The organism is Geodermatophilus sp. SYSU D00697 (assembly GCF_054050175.1).
In genome coordinates this window covers 36,193-52,514 of sequence record NZ_JBJGYV010000032.1, presented here as the reverse complement: position 1 = coordinate 52,514, position 16,322 = coordinate 36,193, and the positions used below count along the sequence as shown (strand labels likewise).

The 16,322-nt window shown below is 76.2% G+C and carries 13 protein-coding genes; all 13 read right to left on the bottom strand.

Annotation, left to right across the window (positions count from 1 at the left end; all coding sequences use genetic code 11):
• Positions 1 to 122: 122 nt before the first annotated feature.
• The 13 genes from pgeF to rsmH all read right to left on the bottom strand — a co-directional run bounded on the left by pgeF (position 123) and on the right by rsmH (position 15,946).
• Entirely contained in the window at positions 123 to 854 is a 732-nt protein-coding gene (pgeF, locus tag ACI79C_RS21200) for a peptidoglycan editing factor PgeF (RefSeq protein WP_456947670.1), read from the bottom strand.
• A 216-nt stretch (positions 855 to 1,070) separates the two neighbouring features.
• A complete protein-coding gene (ftsZ, locus tag ACI79C_RS21195; RefSeq protein WP_456947669.1) occupies positions 1,071 to 2,354 on the bottom strand; it encodes a cell division protein FtsZ in 1,284 nt (427 codons plus the stop codon).
• A 348-nt stretch (positions 2,355 to 2,702) separates the two neighbouring features.
• Positions 2,703 to 3,287: a peroxidase-related enzyme gene (locus ACI79C_RS21190; protein WP_456947668.1), complete on the bottom strand. Its 585-nt coding sequence runs from the start codon at positions 3,285 to 3,287 to the stop codon at positions 2,703 to 2,705.
• Between the two features lie 105 nt (positions 3,288 to 3,392).
• Positions 3,393 to 4,190 (bottom strand): cell division protein FtsQ/DivIB, encoded by a 798-nt coding sequence (locus ACI79C_RS21185; protein WP_456947667.1) that lies wholly within the window; start codon positions 4,188 to 4,190, stop codon positions 3,393 to 3,395.
• Entirely contained in the window at positions 4,187 to 5,644 is a 1,458-nt protein-coding gene (gene murC / locus ACI79C_RS21180; protein ID WP_456947666.1) for a UDP-N-acetylmuramate--L-alanine ligase, read from the bottom strand. The genes ACI79C_RS21185 and murC overlap by 4 nt, the downstream gene beginning before the upstream one ends.
• Positions 5,631 to 6,737 (bottom strand): undecaprenyldiphospho-muramoylpentapeptide beta-N-acetylglucosaminyltransferase, encoded by a 1,107-nt coding sequence (murG, locus tag ACI79C_RS21175; RefSeq protein WP_456947665.1) that lies wholly within the window; start codon positions 6,735 to 6,737, stop codon positions 5,631 to 5,633. Before murG ends, murC begins: the two co-directional genes overlap by 14 nt.
• A 52-nt stretch (positions 6,738 to 6,789) precedes the next feature.
• Positions 6,790 to 8,325, bottom strand: coding sequence for a putative lipid II flippase FtsW (gene ftsW, locus ACI79C_RS21170; RefSeq protein ID WP_456947664.1), 1,536 nt, complete (start codon positions 8,323 to 8,325; stop codon positions 6,790 to 6,792).
• 71 nt (positions 8,326 to 8,396) lie between these two features.
• The gene (mraY, locus tag ACI79C_RS21165) at positions 8,397 to 9,476 is read right to left on the bottom strand and encodes a phospho-N-acetylmuramoyl-pentapeptide-transferase (protein ID WP_456947663.1); all 1,080 of its coding nucleotides are present in this window, start codon (positions 9,474 to 9,476) and stop codon (positions 8,397 to 8,399) included.
• The gene (locus ACI79C_RS21160; RefSeq protein ID WP_456947662.1) at positions 9,473 to 10,864 is read right to left on the bottom strand and encodes a UDP-N-acetylmuramoyl-tripeptide--D-alanyl-D-alanine ligase; all 1,392 of its coding nucleotides are present in this window, start codon (positions 10,862 to 10,864) and stop codon (positions 9,473 to 9,475) included. The genes mraY and ACI79C_RS21160 overlap by 4 nt, the downstream gene beginning before the upstream one ends.
• Positions 10,861 to 12,435, bottom strand: a complete 1,575-nt coding sequence (locus tag ACI79C_RS21155) for a UDP-N-acetylmuramoyl-L-alanyl-D-glutamate--2,6-diaminopimelate ligase (RefSeq protein WP_456947661.1) — start codon at positions 12,433 to 12,435, stop codon at positions 10,861 to 10,863. Before ACI79C_RS21155 ends, ACI79C_RS21160 begins: the two co-directional genes overlap by 4 nt.
• 74 nt (positions 12,436 to 12,509) lie before the next feature.
• Positions 12,510 to 14,324 carry a peptidoglycan D,D-transpeptidase FtsI family protein gene (locus ACI79C_RS21150; RefSeq protein ID WP_456947660.1) on the bottom strand — a complete coding sequence of 605 codons (1,815 nt, stop codon included), beginning with the start codon at positions 14,322 to 14,324 and terminating at the stop codon, positions 12,510 to 12,512.
• Positions 14,325 to 14,327: 3 nt separating this feature from the next.
• Entirely contained in the window at positions 14,328 to 14,972 is a 645-nt protein-coding gene (locus ACI79C_RS21145; RefSeq protein ID WP_456947659.1) for a hypothetical protein, read from the bottom strand.
• A complete protein-coding gene (rsmH, locus tag ACI79C_RS21140; RefSeq protein WP_456947658.1) occupies positions 14,969 to 15,946 on the bottom strand; it encodes a 16S rRNA (cytosine(1402)-N(4))-methyltransferase RsmH in 978 nt (325 codons plus the stop codon). Before rsmH ends, ACI79C_RS21145 begins: the two co-directional genes overlap by 4 nt.
• Positions 15,947 to 16,322 lie beyond the last annotated feature (376 nt).

Here is a 16,322-nt window from a genome sequence, read left to right as displayed (position 1 = left end):
CGATGCGGACGTAGAGTGCGGTCAGGAGGGTGTTGAGGTCGGTCGTCACAACCCGAGCCTGAACACCCTCCGTCCGCGTCTACAGCGCCCTTCGACCCTCCGGGTCGATAGGACTTACTCGTCTAGGCGAGCCAGACGACCCCGGCCTGGCGGCCGGTGACCCTGTCGCGGCGGTGGGAGAACAACCGGCGGTCCTCGACGGTGCACCGCGGGTCGTGCACCACCTGCGCCACCCCGGCGCCGGCCAGCAGCTCGGCCAGCCCGGCGCGCAGGTCCAGTCCGGGGGTCCCCCGGCGGGTGCGGACGGCGGCCGACGGCGCCACGCGGGCCACCTCGGCCTGCATCGCGCGTGGCACCTCGTAGCAGGCCCCGCACACGGCGGGGCCGAGCAGGGCGGTGACGTCGGCCGGCCGGCTGCCCAGCCGCCCCATGGCGGCCAGCGCGGCCGGGACGACGCCGCGCCGGACACCCTCCCGTCCGGCGTGCACCGCGGCGACCACACCGGCCACCGAGTCGGCGAGCAGCACCGGCACGCAGTCGGCCACCAGCACGCACAGCACCAGGCCGGGCGTGCGGGTGACCAGGGCGTCGGTCCCCGGCAGCGGGCCGCGGACGGGTCCGTCGACCACGGCGACGCCGGTCCCGTGGACCTGGTCCATCCAGACCAGCCGGTCCTCGGCGACGCCGAGCTCGCGGGCCAGCCGCGCCCGGTTGGCCGCGACGTCGGCGGGGTCGTCCCCGACGTGGCCGCCGAGGTTGAACGAGTCGTAGGGAGGACGGGACCGGCCGCCCCGCCGGTCGGTGACGACCCGTCGGGGTCGTACCGCCTGCGGGGCGGCCGGGGAGGAGCTCACGGCGTGGCCCCCGTGCAGGGGTCCGCCGCAGCCCCGTCCAGGGCACCACCCCGAGCGTGCGAGGGGTGGGGAGGACGGGGTCCTTCCATGGCGGGGGGCACGGGCGGCCCTCCTGCCGGGGCCCGCAGCGAGCGTGCGAGCCGCGGGGGGCAGGAGGCGGCCCCTGTGCAGGGGCCCGCCACGAGCCTGCGAGTGGTGGGGGGCACAGGGGTCCTTCTACTGGCGCAGGAACTCCGGGATGTCGAGCTCCTCCTCGAAGTCCTCGTCGGAGAGCGGCCGCCGTCCTCCGGCGGTCGCGCTCTGCGCCGGGGGCAGCGGCGGCACGGTGATGCCCGGGCCGGCGGGGCGGGCGGGCAGCTGCGAGGTCGGGGGCAGCGGAGCCGGCTGGACCGGCGGCGTCGCGGACGCCGAGCCGAGCAGCCGCTCGCCGGTCTGCGCGGGCCCTGCCGCGGTCACCGGCTGGGGGTGCACCGGCATGCGCGGGGTGGCCGGCGGGGCGACCGGGGCCGCGGACGGCACCGAGGCGATCCCGGCGTCCTTGCGACCGGCCGGCTTGCCGCCGTCGAAGCCGGCGGCGATGACGGTCACCCGCACCTCGTCGCCGAGGGCGTCGTCGATCACCGCGCCGAAGATGATGTTGGCGTCGGCGTGCGCGGCGTCGGAGACCAGCGAGGCGGCCTCGTTGATCTCGAACAGGCCGAGGTCCGAGCCACCCGAGATCGACAGCAGCACGCCGTGCGCGCCCTCCATCGAGGCCTCGAGCAGCGGGCTGGCGATGGCCTGCTCGGCGGCCAGCAGCGCCCGGTTGTCGCCGCGCGCGCTGCCGATGCCCATGAGGGCCGACCCGGCGCCGGACATGACCGACTTGACGTCGGCGAAGTCCAGGTTGATCAGGCCCGGCGTGGTGATCAGGTCGGTGATGCCCTGGACACCGGAGAGGAGCACCTGGTCGGCGGTCCGGAAGGCGTCCATGACGCTGACGTTCCGGTCACCGAGCTGCAGCAGCCGGTCGTTGGGGATGACGATGAGCGTGTCGCACTCGTTGCGCAGCTCCTCGATGCCCGACTCGGCCTGCACGGCCCGCCGCTTGCCCTCGAAGGAGAACGGGCGGGTGACCACGCCGATGGTGAGCGCCCCGAGCTTGCGGGCGATGGAGGCGACGACGGGCGCGCCACCGGTGCCGGTGCCGCCGCCCTCCCCCGCGGTCACGAAGACCATGTCGGCGCCCTTGAGCACCTCTTCGATCTCCTCGCGGTGGTCCTCGGCGGCCTGCCGGCCCACGTCGGGCTGCGCGCCGGCGCCGAGCCCGCGGGTCAACTCACGGCCGACGTCGAGCTTGACGTCGGCATCGCTCATGAGCAGCGCCTGCGCGTCGGTGTTGATGGCGATGAACTCGACCCCCTTGAGGCCGACCTCGATCATCCGGTTGACCGCGTTCACACCGCCGCCGCCGATGCCGACGACCTTGATGACCGCGAGGTAGTTGTGCGGAGGTGTCATGTGGGGCTCCCGACCTCGACCCTCATCCTCAAGTAAAGCCTTATAGTTATGTCAACTGGGTCGACGCGGACGAAGTTAGATGGGGCGCCACAGGCCTCACAAACACCCTCTGGCGCCCGGCGTGTCGAACGGGCACGTCCTCACCATCCTCGGGGAACACACTGGTCACACCCGCATCACTGACCGTGACGGCGCGCGCCCGGAACGTCTCATGCACAGGTCGAGGGCCCCGACACACCGACGACCGGGAACCGGGAAAAGTGATGTGGCGCGTCGGGCGTGTCGCGCCACCGCGCGTGTCGTCCGCGCCCTGACCTGGGCGGTCCGGAACCGGCGCGACACGCAGGGTCACTCGCGCGGCAGCCGCCCCAGGAGGTAGAACTCGTCGTTCGGCGGGATCGCGGCCCAGTGCGCCAGCCGGTTGGACAGCGCGAAGAGCGACACGATGGCGCCGACGTCCCACACGTCGTCCTCGGTGAGCCCGTGCGCCCGCAGGCCGGCGAGGTCGGCGGCGGTCACCGCCGCCGGCTCGACCGCCAGCCGCACGGCGACGTCGAGCACCGCGTGCAGCCGCGGCGACAGGGGCGCCTTGCGCCAGTCGACGGCGACCTGGTCGGCGATGCGCGGGTCGCGGGCGCGGATCCGGGCGATCGCCCCGTGCGCCACCACGCAGTACAGGCAGTCGTTGGCCGCGCTGGTGGCCACCACGATGACCTCCCGGTCGGCCTTGGACAGCCCGGGGGTCTCCTTGTCCATGAGGGCGTCGTGCATCGCGAAGAACGCCGCGGCCTCGGCTGGGCGCCAGGCGAGCGCGGCGAAGACGTTGGGCAGGAAGCCGGAGCGCTCCTCGACGTCGGCGTAGCGCTCGCGCAGCTCGTCGGCGAGCTCGTCACGGGCGGGGACGGGGAACCGGCTGATCGGCGAGGCATCCACCCGGCCAGCCTCCCGCGCACCGACGGGGCGCGGCCACCCGCCGGCCCCCGCCGGCCCGTCCGGAGACCGGCCGCGCGCCGGGCACGAGACCGACGAGGTCCTCGCTCAGCGCAGGACGACGGTCTCCGGCGCGCTGACGTCGATCGTCTCGGCGGGGTCCAGGGCGCCGGACTCCAGCTGGCCGAGGAGGGCCACGAGCACCTGCGCCTTGGCGGCGGCGTCCTCCGCGCTCCCCCACAGCACCGTGGTGTCGTCGTCCAGGGTGAGCGTGACGTCCTCGGCAGTGGTGGCCGTCGCCGCCGTGACCTCCGCCCGCACCTCCGCGGGCAGCGCGACCAGGGCGGCCAGCGCCGCGCGGGTCACGCGGTCCTCGGGCCCGGGCTCGGGCACGTCGAGCGGCACCGCACCCGAGGGCAGGTCGCCGGTCACCGTCTCGAAGAGCACCCCGTCGGCGTCGACGAGCGACCGGACGCCGTCCTGCTCGACGACGGCCACCGGCACCCGCTCCCGCACGGTGATGACGACGCTGCGGGGCCAGCCGCGGGCCACCTCGACCGACGCGACCTGGGGCAGCCGGGCGACCCGGGCCTCGGCCGCGTCCACGTCGACCCGCAGCAGCGGCGTGCCCTCCGCGATGCCGGCGACCTCGACCACCTCCGCGGAGGTCAGGCTGCCCGCGCCGTCGACCTCGACCCGGTGCACGGCCAGCACCGGGCTCCCCCACACCAGCCAGGCGAGCACAGCGACGACGGTGACCGCGACGCCGACCCGCACCACCAGCCGGCGCCGGCGGTCGGCGGGGGTGTCCCGGCGCGGCCGGCGGGGACGCCGCGCGGGACGGCGGCCGGCCTCGGGGCCGGCCCCCGCGGACCGGTCGCGGGTCGTCGTCCCCGAGCGGCTCACCGCGCCGGGACCGCCGGGTCGTCGCCGGACTCGCCGGTGCGGGCGCGCAGCGCCTCCAGCACCTCCGGGCCGACCATGGAGACGTTGCCGGCGCCCATCGTGATCACCAGGTCACCGGGGCGAGCCCGGTCGGCCAGCGCCGGCGCGGCGCCCGACCAGGAGGCCTCGAAGTGCACCTGCTCGGCCGGCAGCGGGACGGCGTCGGCGACCATCGCGCCGGTGACGCCCGGCACCGGGTCCTCGCGGGCGCCGTAGACGTCCATCACCACGACCTCGTCGGCCAGGCCGAGGGCGTCGCCGAAACCGGCCGCGAACTCGCGCGTCCGGCTGTACAGGTGCGGCTGGAAGGCCACCACGACCCGGCCGCCGGCGGCGACCGCCCGGGCCGCCCGGAGCTGGGCGGCGACCTCGGTCGGGTGGTGGGCGTAGTCGTCGTAGACCCGCACCCCGCCCACGGCGCCCTTGAGCTCGAACCGCCGGTGCACGCCGCCGAAGCGGCCCAGCCCGGTGATCAGGCCCTCGGCGGGCAGGCCGAGCTCCAGCCCGGCCAGCAGGGCGGCGGCGCTGTTGCGGGCCATGTGCTCCCCGGGCACCCGGATCTGCACCCGGCCGAGGACCTCGCCGTCCAGGACGGCGGTCCACGCGGTGGTGTCGGGCCCGACCTCGATGTCGAGCAGCCGCAGGTCGGCGTCCTCGGCCGTGCCGTAGGTGCGCACCCGGGCCGGCGTCGGCACCCCGCGGAGCCGCGCCGAGCCGGGGTCGTCGGCGCACAGGACGACGAACCCGGCGGGGTCGACCGTGCCGAGGAACCGGTCGAAGGCGGCCTCGACCGCCGACAGGTCCCCGTAGTTGTCCAGGTGGTCGGCCTCGACGTTGGTGACGATGGCGCCGTAGGGGGCCAGGAGCAGGAAGGAGCGGTCGCTCTCGTCGGCCTCGGCGACGAAGACGTCGCCCCTGCCCGCGTGCGCGTTGCTGCCCGACTCGTTGAGGTCCCCGCCGATGGCGAACGACGGGTCCGCGCCGCAGGACTGCACCGCGACGGTGAGCATCGAGGTGGTCGAGGTCTTCCCGTGGGTGCCCGCGACGGCGACGCTGCGCTTGCCGGCCATGACCGCCGCCAGCGCCACCGCGCGCGGCAGCACCCGCAGACCGCGCCCGCGGGCCGCGGCCAGCTCGGGGTTGTCCTCGCGGATGGCGGTGGAGACGACCACCGTGTCGGCCTCGCCCAGGTTCGCGGGGTCGTGGCCGAGGGCCACCCGCGCCCCCAGCGCGCGCAGGGCCAGCAGGGTCGGGGTGTCCCGCCGGTCGCTGCCGGACACGGTCACACCGCGGGCGAGCAGGATGCGCGCGATGCCGCTCATGCCGGCGCCGCCGATGCCCACGAAGTGCACCGCGCCGAGTTCCTCGAGGGTGGGCACCGGGCCGCTCCAGGCGGCCACGTCAGCGGCGGGCACGGGCGACCTCCAGCACGATGTCGGCCAGCCGCTCGTCGGCGTCGGGCGCGCCGACCTCGGCAGCGTGCCGGGAGTACCCGGCCAGCGCGGCCGGGTCGGTGATCAGCGGGGTCACATGCTCCTCGATCCAGGACGGCGACAGGTCGGCGTCGTCCACCAGCAGTCCTCCCCCGGCCTCGACCAGCGGCAGCGCGTTGCGCCGTTGCTCGCCGTTGCCGATCGGCAGGGGCACGAACGCCGCCGGCAGGCCGACGGCCGCGACCTCGGCCACGGTGACCGCGCCGGCCCGGCACAGCGCCAGGTCGGCGGCGGCGTAGGCGAGGTCCATCCGCTCCAGGTAGTCGACGACGACGTACGGGGCGCTGCCCGGGGCGCGGGCGGGCACGGTCACGTCGGTGTTCTTGGGTCCGCGCGCGTGCAGGACCTGAACACCGGCCGCGGTGAGCGCGTCGGCCGCCCCGACGGCCGCCCGGTTGAGGGAGGCCGCCCCCTGCGACCCCCCGAACACCAGCAGGGTGGGCCGGTCGGGGTCCAGCCCGAAGGTGGCGCGGGCCTCGGCGCGGCGGGCGGCGCGGTCCAGGCTGCTGATCGCCGTCCGCAGGGGCATGCCGACGTGCTCGGCTCCGTGCAGCGGTGTGCCGGGGACGGTGACGGCGACCCGCGCGGCCAGCCGGGCCCCGATCCGGTTGGCCAGCCCCGGCAGCGCGTTCTGCTCGTGCACCACGATCGGCACCCGCTCGCGGCGGGCCGCCAGGTAGGCCGGCAGCGCCACGTACCCGCCGAAGCCGACGACGACGTCGGCCGTGAGCTCGCGCAGCAGCGCCCGGGTCTCGGCGACCGATCGGCGCACCCGGCCGGGGACCCGGAGCAGGTCCAGGGTGGGCTTGCGCGGCAACGGCACCGGCGGGATGAGCCGCAGGTCGTAGCCGCGGGCGGGCACCAGCCGGGTCTCCAGGCCCCGGGCGGTGCCCAGGCAGGTGATCCGCAGCCCGCCCTCGAGCGCGCCGCGGCGGAGCAGCGCGTCGGCGAGGGCGAGCATCGGCTCGATGTGCCCGCCGGTGCCGCCGCCGGCGAGGACGACGCTCAGGCTCACCGTGCTCCGCTCCTCGCTCGTTCCTCGCTGCGATGCTCGCGCCCCTGTCCGCTCACCGTGGCCGCCGCGGGGTCTCGGGCGCCGTGGACCGGGCGCGGGGCGGCGGCTGCCGGCGGACCTCGCCGGCCCGGGCGCGCCCCTCGGGGCTGCGGCGCTCGCGCGCGGCGGGGATCCGCTCCCGCGCGGGGTCGACGGCGACCCGGGCGACGGTGCGGCCCCCGGGGACGGTCGGCCGCCGCGGAGCACGGTCGGCGGGGCGCTCGACCCGCCGGTCGGCCGCCCCGCCCGGCTCGGGCCGGTTCCGCCGGCGCGGCCGCACCGGGTCCACCGCCTGCGCGGGGACGGGCAGCAGCAGGCGGGCCAGCCGGCCGCGGTCGCGGCGGCGCTGGTGCTCGATGGCCTCGGGCTCGGAGCGGGCGAAGCGGATCAGCAGCCCGACGATGAAGAGGGTGAGCACCAGCGAGGTGCCACCCGCGGAGATCAGCGGCAGCGTGACACCGGTGACCGGCAGCAGGCCGACGACGTAGCCCATGTTCATCGCCGCCTGTCCGACCAGCCAGACGGTGATCGCGACGCTGGCCAGCTGCACGAACCGGTCGGTCGAGCGGCGCGCGATCCGGAAGCCGGCGTAGGCGAGCACGCCGTAGAGGGTGACCACGACCAGGCACCCCAGAAACCCGAGCTCCTCGCCGATGATGGCGAAGATGTAGTCCGACTCGGCCTCGGGCAGCAGGTTCCACTTCATCGCGCTGTTGCCCAGCCCGACGCCCCACAGGCCGCCGGTCGCCAGCGCGTAGAAGCCGCGGATGGCCTGGAAGCCGCTGTCGGAGGGGTCCGCGAACGGGTCGAGGAACGAGGTGATCCGCGCCATCCGGTAGGGCGCGGCCACCACCATGGCCCACAGGCCGAGGGCCGCCAGCCCCGCACCCCAGGCGAAGAACCGCTTCGGCAGCCCGGCACCCCACAGCAGGCCGACCAGCACCAGCCCGAGGGTGACGATGCCGCCGAAGTCCGGCTCCAGGTAGAGCAGGAACGCCAGCACGCCGAAGACCGGCAGCAGGGGGACCAGCAGGGACTTCACCGTCAGGAACCGGCCCCGCAGGGCCAGCATGTGCGCGCCCCACAACGCGAAGACGAGCTTGGCCATCTCCGAGGGCTGGAAGTTGGTCACCTTCAGGTCCAGCCAGGCCCGGGAGCCGTTGAGCTCCATCCCGAGCCCGGGAACGAAGACCAGCAGCAGCGAGACGGCGGAGACGACCAGCGCCAGCGGCGCCCAGCGGCGGATGAGCCCGACGGGCAGCCGCAGCGCGACGAGCATCGCGCCCAGCCCGACACAGGCGAACACGACCTGGTCGACACCGGGGCGCCACGCCGGCTGGTCGTCCAGCGCCGCCTCGATGGCCGACGCGGAGAAGACCATGACCAGGCCGATCGCCAGCAGCAGGCCGCCCGCGCCGACCACCAGGTGGCAGCTGGTCATCGGCCCGTCGAGCCAGGCTGGTCCGGCGAACCGGCGCGCCGAGGGCCGCACCCGCCCGGCCGCCGCGGTCCGCCGTCCGCCGGCCGGGGTGACGCCGGTGGACTCCATCGCGCCATCGTCGCCGCTCCCCCCGGCGTCCGGGCGGAGGGACGGGGCGTGTCGCAGCAGCGGCTGCCGTCTCACAGGCCGGTGACGGTCAGCCAGTCGGCGTAGAACAGGCCCAGCCCGAAGGCCACCGCCATGCCCGTCACCAGCCAGAAGCGCACGATCACCGTGTTCTCGGTCCAGCCGGCGAGCTCGAAGTGGTGGTGCAGCGGGGCCATCCGGAACACCCGCCGACGGGTGGCCCGGAAGAACGCGACCTGGATGACCACCGACAGGGTGACCGCGACGAACAGCCCGCCGAGCACGATGAGCAGCAGCTCGGTGCGGGTGACGATCGCCAGACCGGCCAGCAGCCCGCCCAGGGCCAGTGACCCCGTGTCGCCCATGAAGATCCGCGCCGGGCTGGTGTTCCACCACAGGAAGCCCAGACAGGCGCCCAGGCCGGCGGCGGCCACCAGGGTGATGTCGAGGGGGTCGCGGACCTGGTAGCAGCCGTCGATCAGCTCGGTCGTGCAGTCGTGGGTGAACTGCCAGAACGAGATGATCGTGTACGCGCCGCAGACCATCGCCGAGCACCCGGCGGCCAGTCCGTCGAGACCGTCGGTGAGGTTCACCGCGTTGGAGAACCCGGCGATGAACAGGTAGGCCAGGATCACGAACCCGATCGACCCCAGCGCCAGCGGAGCGATGTCGCGGACGTAGGAGACGAACGTCGAGGCGGGCGTGTTGCCGGCGTCGTCGGGGAAGTTCAGCGCCAGCACGGCGAACGCGACCCCGATGACCAGCTGGCCGACCAGCTTGGCGGTCTTGTTCAGCCCCAGGCTGCGCCGGTAGCGGATCTTGAGGTAGTCGTCGAGGAAGCCGACCGTGCCCAGGCCCACCATGAGGAAGAGCACCAGCAGGCCGCTGGCGGTGACGCCCCGCCCGGGCTGGTTGACGAGGAAGAGGTGGGCGATCAGGTAGCCGCCGACCGTGGCGGCCACGATGACCGTGCCGCCCATCGTGGGCGTGCCCTTCTTCGACAGGTGGCTCTCGGGACCGTCGTCGCGGATCTCCTGGCCGAAGCCCTTCCGCCGGAACAGGTGCACGGCCACCGGGGTCGCGAGGATCGAGATCACCAGGCCGAAGGCGGCGGCGATGAGGACGGACTTCACGCGCCTGCCCCGGCGTCGAGCAGGTCCGCGGCCAGCACCTCGAGCCCGTAGGACCGGCTGGCCTTCACCAGCACGACGTCACCGGGCACCACCACCTCCGTGAGCAGTTGCCGGGCAGCCGCCCGGTCGGGCACGTGCACCGCGCCCTCGTCCTGGCGCGCCCCCGCGGCGGACGCGCCCCTGGCTATCCCTACCGCATCGGGGCCGACGGCCACGACGAGGTCCACCCCGGCGGCCACGGCGTCGCGCCCCAGCCGCTCGTGCTCGGCGGTCGCGCCGGGGCCCAGCTCGGCCATCCCGCCCAGCACGGCGATCCGCCGTCCGCCGGGCAGCCGGGTCAGCGCGGCCAGGGCGGCGCGCATCGACTCGGGGTTGGCGTTGTACGCGTCGTTGACCACGGTGACGCCGTCGGCCCGCCGGGCGACCTCCATCCGCCAGCGGCTGCGCGGCACGGCCGCCGACAGCGCAGCGGCGACGTCGGGCAGGGCCATCCCCGCGGCGAGGGCCGCCCCGGCCGCCGACAGCGCGTTGGCGACCTGGTGCTCCCCCACGACCTGCAGGCCGACCGGCGCGCTCCCGCCGGCGGCGGTCAGCGTGAACCCCGCCCGGCCGGCCTCGTCGAGGACGACGTCGTCGGCCCGGACGTCGGCGCCGTCGGCCCGGCCGGTGGTGAGCACGCGGGCGCGGGTGCGGGCGGCCATGCCCAGCACCCGCGGGTCGTCGGCGTTGAGGACGGCGGTCCCCTCCTCCGGCAGGGCCTCGACCAGCTCGCCCTTGGCGACGGCGATGCCCTCGGGGGAGCCGAACTCGCCCAGGTGCGCCGAGCCCACGTTGAGCACCACGCCGACGTCCGGGCGGGCGACGCGGCAGAGCCGGGCGATGTGCCCGGGCCCGCGCGAGCCCATCTCGAGCACGAGGAAACGGGTGGCCTCGTCGGCGTCGAGCACGGTCAGCGGCAGACCGATGTCGTTGTTGTACGAGCCGGGCGGGCTCACGGTCGGGCCGGCGGTGGCCAGCACCTGGCCGAGCAGGTCCTTGGTCGAGGTCTTCCCGGACGAGCCGGTGATCCCGAGCGTCGTGAGGCCCCGGGCGGCCAGGCGGGCGTGCACCGCGGCGGCCAGCCGGCCCAGCGCCGCGACCGGCTCGTCGACGACGACACAGGGCAGCGCGTCGTCCGGGCGGGTGGTCAGCGCGGCGACCGCTCCGGCGGCGGCCGCGGCGGCGAGGAAGTCGTGCCCGTCGACCCGCTCACCGGGCACGGCGACGAACAGGTCGCCGGGTGCGACGGTGCGCGAGTCGACGGTGACCTTCCCGGTGACCGTGCCGGCGTCGGGGGCCGGCCGGGCCCCGACCGCCTCGGCCACCTCGGACAGGGTCAGCGGTATCACGGGGTCTCCTCGCTGGCGCCCGCGGGCGCCGGCTGCGCCAGCGCCTCGCGCAGCACGGCGCGGTCGTCGAAGGGGTACACGGTGCCGGCCACCTCCTGGCCGCTCTCGTGGCCCTTGCCGGCCACGAGGACGGCGTCGCCGGGCCGGGCCCGGGCCACGGCCGCGGCGATCGCCGCGCGGCGGTCCCCGATCTCGAGGACGGCGTCGCGTCGGTCGGCGGGCACGCCGGCGAGCATCGCCGCCCGGATGGCGGCGGGGTCCTCCGAGCGCGGGTTGTCGTCGGTGACGACGAGCAGGTCGCTGCCCAGCGCCGCGGCCTCCCCCATCCCGGCGCGCTTGCCGGGGTCGCGGTCGCCGCCACAGCCGAGCACGGTGATCACCCGGCCCGTGGTGGCGGCGCGCAGGGCGGTGAGCGCGGTGGTGACCGCGTCGGGGGTGTGCGCGTAGTCGACGACGGCGACGAAGGGCTGCCCGGCGTCCACCGGCTCCATGCGGCCGGGCACGACGACGTCGGCCAGGCCCTCCACCGCCGCCTCGACCGGGACGCCGACCGCGTCGAGCAGGGCGACGGCGAGGACGGCGTTGGCCACGTTGAACCGGCCGGGCAGCCGGACGCGGGCGCCCCAGGTGCGGCCACCGGGCCCGTGCAGGGTGAACGCCGAGCCGCCGTCCGGGGCGACGGAGATCCCGTCGGCCCACCAGTCCGCCCCGGCGCCGCGGGTGGAGACGGTGACCGCCCGCCGCCCGCCCAGCATCCCGGTCAGCCGCCGGCCGTGCGGGTCGTCGACGTCGACCACCTCGACCGCGGCGCGGCCGTCGAAGAGCCGGGCCTTGGCGCGGAAGTAGTCCTCCAGGTCGGCGTGGAAGTCCAGGTGGTCACGGCCGAGGTTGGTGAACCCGGCGGCGGCGAACGGGATCCCGCCGACGCGGCCGAGCACCAGCGCGTGGCTGGAGACCTCCATGACCACGGTCTGCACCCCGGCGTCGGCCATGGTCGCCAGCAGCGCGTGCAGGGCGGGCGCCTCGGGGGTGGTCCGGACGCTGCGGAAGGCGGTCACCGTCGACGTGCCGTCCGGCGCCGTGGTCCGGGTCCGCGTCTCGACGGTCCCGATCAGCCCGGTCGCTCGTCCGGCGGCGGCCAGGCCCGCCTCGACCAGGTAGCTGGTCGTCGTCTTGCCGTTGGTGCCGGTGATCCCGACGACCTGCAGTCGCCGGCCGGGCTCGCCGTACACGCGTGCGGCGACCGCGCCGAGCAGTTCGCGCGGGTCGTCGACGACGCAGACCGGCAGGCCGGTGGCGCACGCCTGCGCCCGGCCGGACGGGTCGGTGAGGACCGCGACCGCCCCGCGGGCGGCGGCGTCGGCGGCGAACCGGGCGCCGTGCGTGCGCGCGCCCGGGAGGGCGGCGTAGAGGGCACCGGGCCCGACCTCACCCGAGGCGAGGGTCACCGACGAGACACCGGTGGCGGGGTCGCCCTGCACCGGGGCGCCGACCAGGTCGGCGAGGTCGGCGAGTGTCAGCGGGGTGGTCCCCGCCGGACGGGGCACCGACCCGTCATCGGTCGGGCTCACGGAACTCCAATCTACCGGCGGGCGGGCCCCGTCCCGGGACCCGCCCTGCGCGTGCCGGGGGGCGAGAGGGTCCGTCAACCGGTGAGGTCGAACTCGGGGCGCGGCGTCCCGGACGGGACGATCCCGTCGGCGGTGAGCGCCTGGCGCATGACGTCGGCGAACACGGGCGCGGCCACCTGCCCGCCCTCGGCCGAGCTGGTCGGCCGCTCCAGGTCGACGGCGACGACGTACTGCGGGTCGTCGGCCGGGGCGAAGCCGACGAACGTGGTCACGTACCCGCCGCCGTCGTAGCAGCCGCACTCGGGGTTGGCCCGCTGCGCGGTGCCGGTCTTGCCGGCCACCCGGAACCCGTCGACCTGCGCGAGGGGCGCGGTGCCCCCGGGGCCCACCACGGCCTCGAGCATGTAGGCCATCTGGTCGGCGGTGCGCTCGCTGACCACCCGCGTGGACGCCGGCGCGGGAGCCGGCTCCCCGCCGACGGAGGCGACCACCCGGGGCTCGATGCGGACCCCGTCGTTGGCGATCGCCTGGTAGACCGACGCCATCTGCAGGGTGGTCACCGACACGCCCTGACCGATCGGCACGTTGGCCGACCGGCTGGCGGTCCACTCCTCGGAGTCCTGCAGGATGCCGGCGCTCTCGCCCGGCAGCTCGATCCCGGTGGTGCTGCCGACGCCGAAGGCCCGCAGGTACTCCTCCAGCTTCTCGTCCCCGACCTCCCGGGCGAGCATGATCGTGCCGACGTTGCTGGACTTGGCGAGGATCCCGGTGACCGTCCAGTCGATCGGCTCGTGGTCGTGGGCGTCGGTGACGACGGCGTCCCCGGCCTGGATGTGCCCGTCGACGGTGAGCACGGTGTCCGGGGTGGCCTCCCCCTCCTCCAGGGCCGCGGCGAGGGTGACCGCCTTCATCACCGAGCCGGGCTCGAAGACGTCGGAGACCACGGGGTTGCCGAGGAGCTCGGGGTCGGTCTGCCGCGCCTCGGCCGGGTCGTAGCCCGGGCAGGAGCCCATGGCGGCGACCTGGCCGGTGTGCACGTCCAGGACGACGGCCGACGCCCGGGTGGTGGCGCCGTCCTGGCAGGCCTGCTCCAGACGCTGCTCGGTGATGAACTGCAGGTCCGCGTCGAGGGTCAGCGCGACCGTCTCGCCGTCGGTCGCCGGGGTGGACTCGTCGATGCCCGAGGGGATCGGGTGGCCGCCGCTGCCGACCTCGACCCGCCGCTCCCCGTCCGAGCCCGCCAGCTGGTCGTCGAAGGTCTGCTCGATGCCGGCCAGCCCGTCACCGTCCCGGCCGATGAAGCCCACCACCTGCCCGGCGGTGGTCCCGGCCGGGTACAGGCGGACGGGGTCGTCCTCGAAGAAGATGCCCCCCAGGTCCAGCTCGTCGATGGCGTCGACGGTCTCCGGCGACACCTGCGAGGCGAGGACGACGTAGCGGCTGTCCTTCGACAGCTCCTCGGTCAGCTCCGAGACCGGGACGTCGAGCAGCGTGGTGAGCGCGAGCGCGGTCCGCGCCGGGTCGGTCACCACCGTGGGGTCGGCGACCACCCGCGAGGCGTCGACGGTGTAGGCCAGCGGATTGCCGTCGCGGTCGGTCACCGCGCCCCGCAGCGCGGCGATCGGGTAGCTGCGCAGCCGGTCCTGCGCCGCGGCGGTGGCGTACTCGCCGCTGTCGACGCCCTGCAGCAGGACCAGCTTGCCCATGACGACCAGCAGCGGGACGACGACGAGGACCAGGCCGAAGGTCAGCCGGCGGCTGCTGGCGCGGATCCCGGCGGTGGTGCGGCGGCTGCCCGGGGCGCGACGGGGCGCGAAGGCGCCCGATCCCGGCGCGAGCCGGTCACCGGTGCGCCGTCCGGGCGAGGGTGGGCGGACTGCGGTGGGCACCGGTCAGCCTCCCGACTCGGGGTCGGACTCGGAGTCGGACTCGGGTTCCTCGGCCGGCGCCGGCTCGCCGCGCAAGGTCACCGTGCCGTCCGCACCGATCACCAGGTACGCCGCGGAGCCGGCCGGGACCAGCCCGGCGGCCGCGGCCGCCGAGGCCAGGGCCGCGGGCGTGCTGCCGTCGACGACCTGCTGCTCCAGCCGCTCGACCTCCTGGGCCCGCTCGGCGTTGGCCGCCTCCAGCTGGGTCGCCTTGAGCGAGTTGACCGCGATGGCGGTGTTGAGGAACAGCAGGGCCAGGGACGTGGCCACCAGCAGGGCCACCACCAGCAGCGCCAGCCGCGTCTGCCGGCCGGAGAACGCGCCGCGGCGGGCACGGGTCGGCGCGGCGGCCCCGGCGGGACGCGGCGTGGGTCCCGTGGGCAGCGGCCGGGCCGGGCGTGCGCGCAGGGCGCCGGTGCGGATGGGCGCGCTGTGGGCGCGCGCCGGTCGGGCGGCGGCGCCCGCCGTGGTCCCGGGGGCCGCCGCGGAGCGGTCCGGCGCGGAGCGGTCCGGCGCGGCCGGCACCGCGCGGGGCGGGACACGGCGCACGGGGGCCGGGGCGCGCCGGGGCTCCGGCGGGATCCCGGCGGCGCGGGCGGCGGAGCTCATGCGGCCCGCCGGATGCGCTCGGCGGCACGGACCCGCGCGGAGGCGGCGCGGGGGTTGGCGGTGACCTCCGCGTCGGACGGGGCCTCCCCGCCGCGGGTGAGCAGCCGCAGCGTCGGGCCGTGCTCGGGCAAGGGCACGGGCAGCCCCGGCGGGGTGCGGTCGGTGGCGGCGGCGGCGAGGGTCTGCTTCACGATCCGGTCCTCGAGGGAGTGGAAGGTGAGGACGGCGATGCGCCCGCCGACGGCCAGCGCCTCGATCGCGGCCGGCAGGGCCCGCTCCAGGACGCCGAGCTCGTCGTTGACCTCGATGCGCAGCGCCTGGAAGGTCCGCTTGGCGGGGTGTCCGCCGGTGCGGCGGGTGGCCGCCGGGATGGACTCGCGCACCAGCTCGGCCAGCCGGCCGGTGCGGGTGAACGGCTCGCGCGCCCGTTCCCGCGCGATGGCCCGGGCGATGCGGCCGGCGAAGCGCTCCTCGCCGTACACGCGCAGCACCCGGGTGAGCTGGTCGGCGGGGTAGGTGTTGACCACGTCGGCGGCGGTGCGCCGCGCGGCGGGGTCCATCCGCATGTCGAGGGGCGCGTCGACGGCGTAGCTGAACCCGCGGTCGGGACGGTCCAGCTGCAGGGAGGAGACCCCGAGGTCGAACAGGACGGCCTGGACCTCCTCGATCCCGAGCCGCTCGAGCACGTCGGGGAGCTCGTCGAAGACGGCGGGGACGACGGTGGCCCGGTCCGCGCAGCCCGCGGCCTCGATCCGGCGGGTCGCCTCGGCGCGGGCGTCGGGGTCGCGGTCCAGGCCGACCAGCCGCAGCCCCGGGTGGGCGCGCAACAGGGCGAGGGAGTGCCCGGCCAGGCCGAGGGTGGCGTCCACCAGGACGGCGCCGTCGGGAGCGCAGGCAGGAGAGAGCAGCTCGACCACCCGCTCCAGCAGCACGGGCACGTGCACCGCGGACGGCGCCGGCTCGGTGCTGCTCATCGTCGACTGCTCCTCGAACGGGTCGGTGGGGCCCGTCCATGGTGGCGCGGGGCGGGGGTCGGCGGGTGGAGGGCAGCGGCGTTTCGCCGGGCTCGGTACCGGGAGGGGTGGGTCGGGGGGCGGGGCGCGCCCGACGGAGCGGGTGGGCGCGCTCCCGGGCCGGATCGCCGGCCCGCCCCCCGCGGGGCCCGCCTGGCGCCGGGGAAGTGCGTCAGGTGGCGCCCCGCGGGGACGGGGAGGGCCCGTGCCGGCCCGTCCGGGGAGGGGACGGCCGGCGCGCGCCCGAGGGGCGGTGCGTCCCTCCGCGCCGGAGGTCCGAGCCGCGGGGAAGACGGCTCGGGCCGGACCGGTCGAGCCGCGGGGAAGTCGGCTCGGT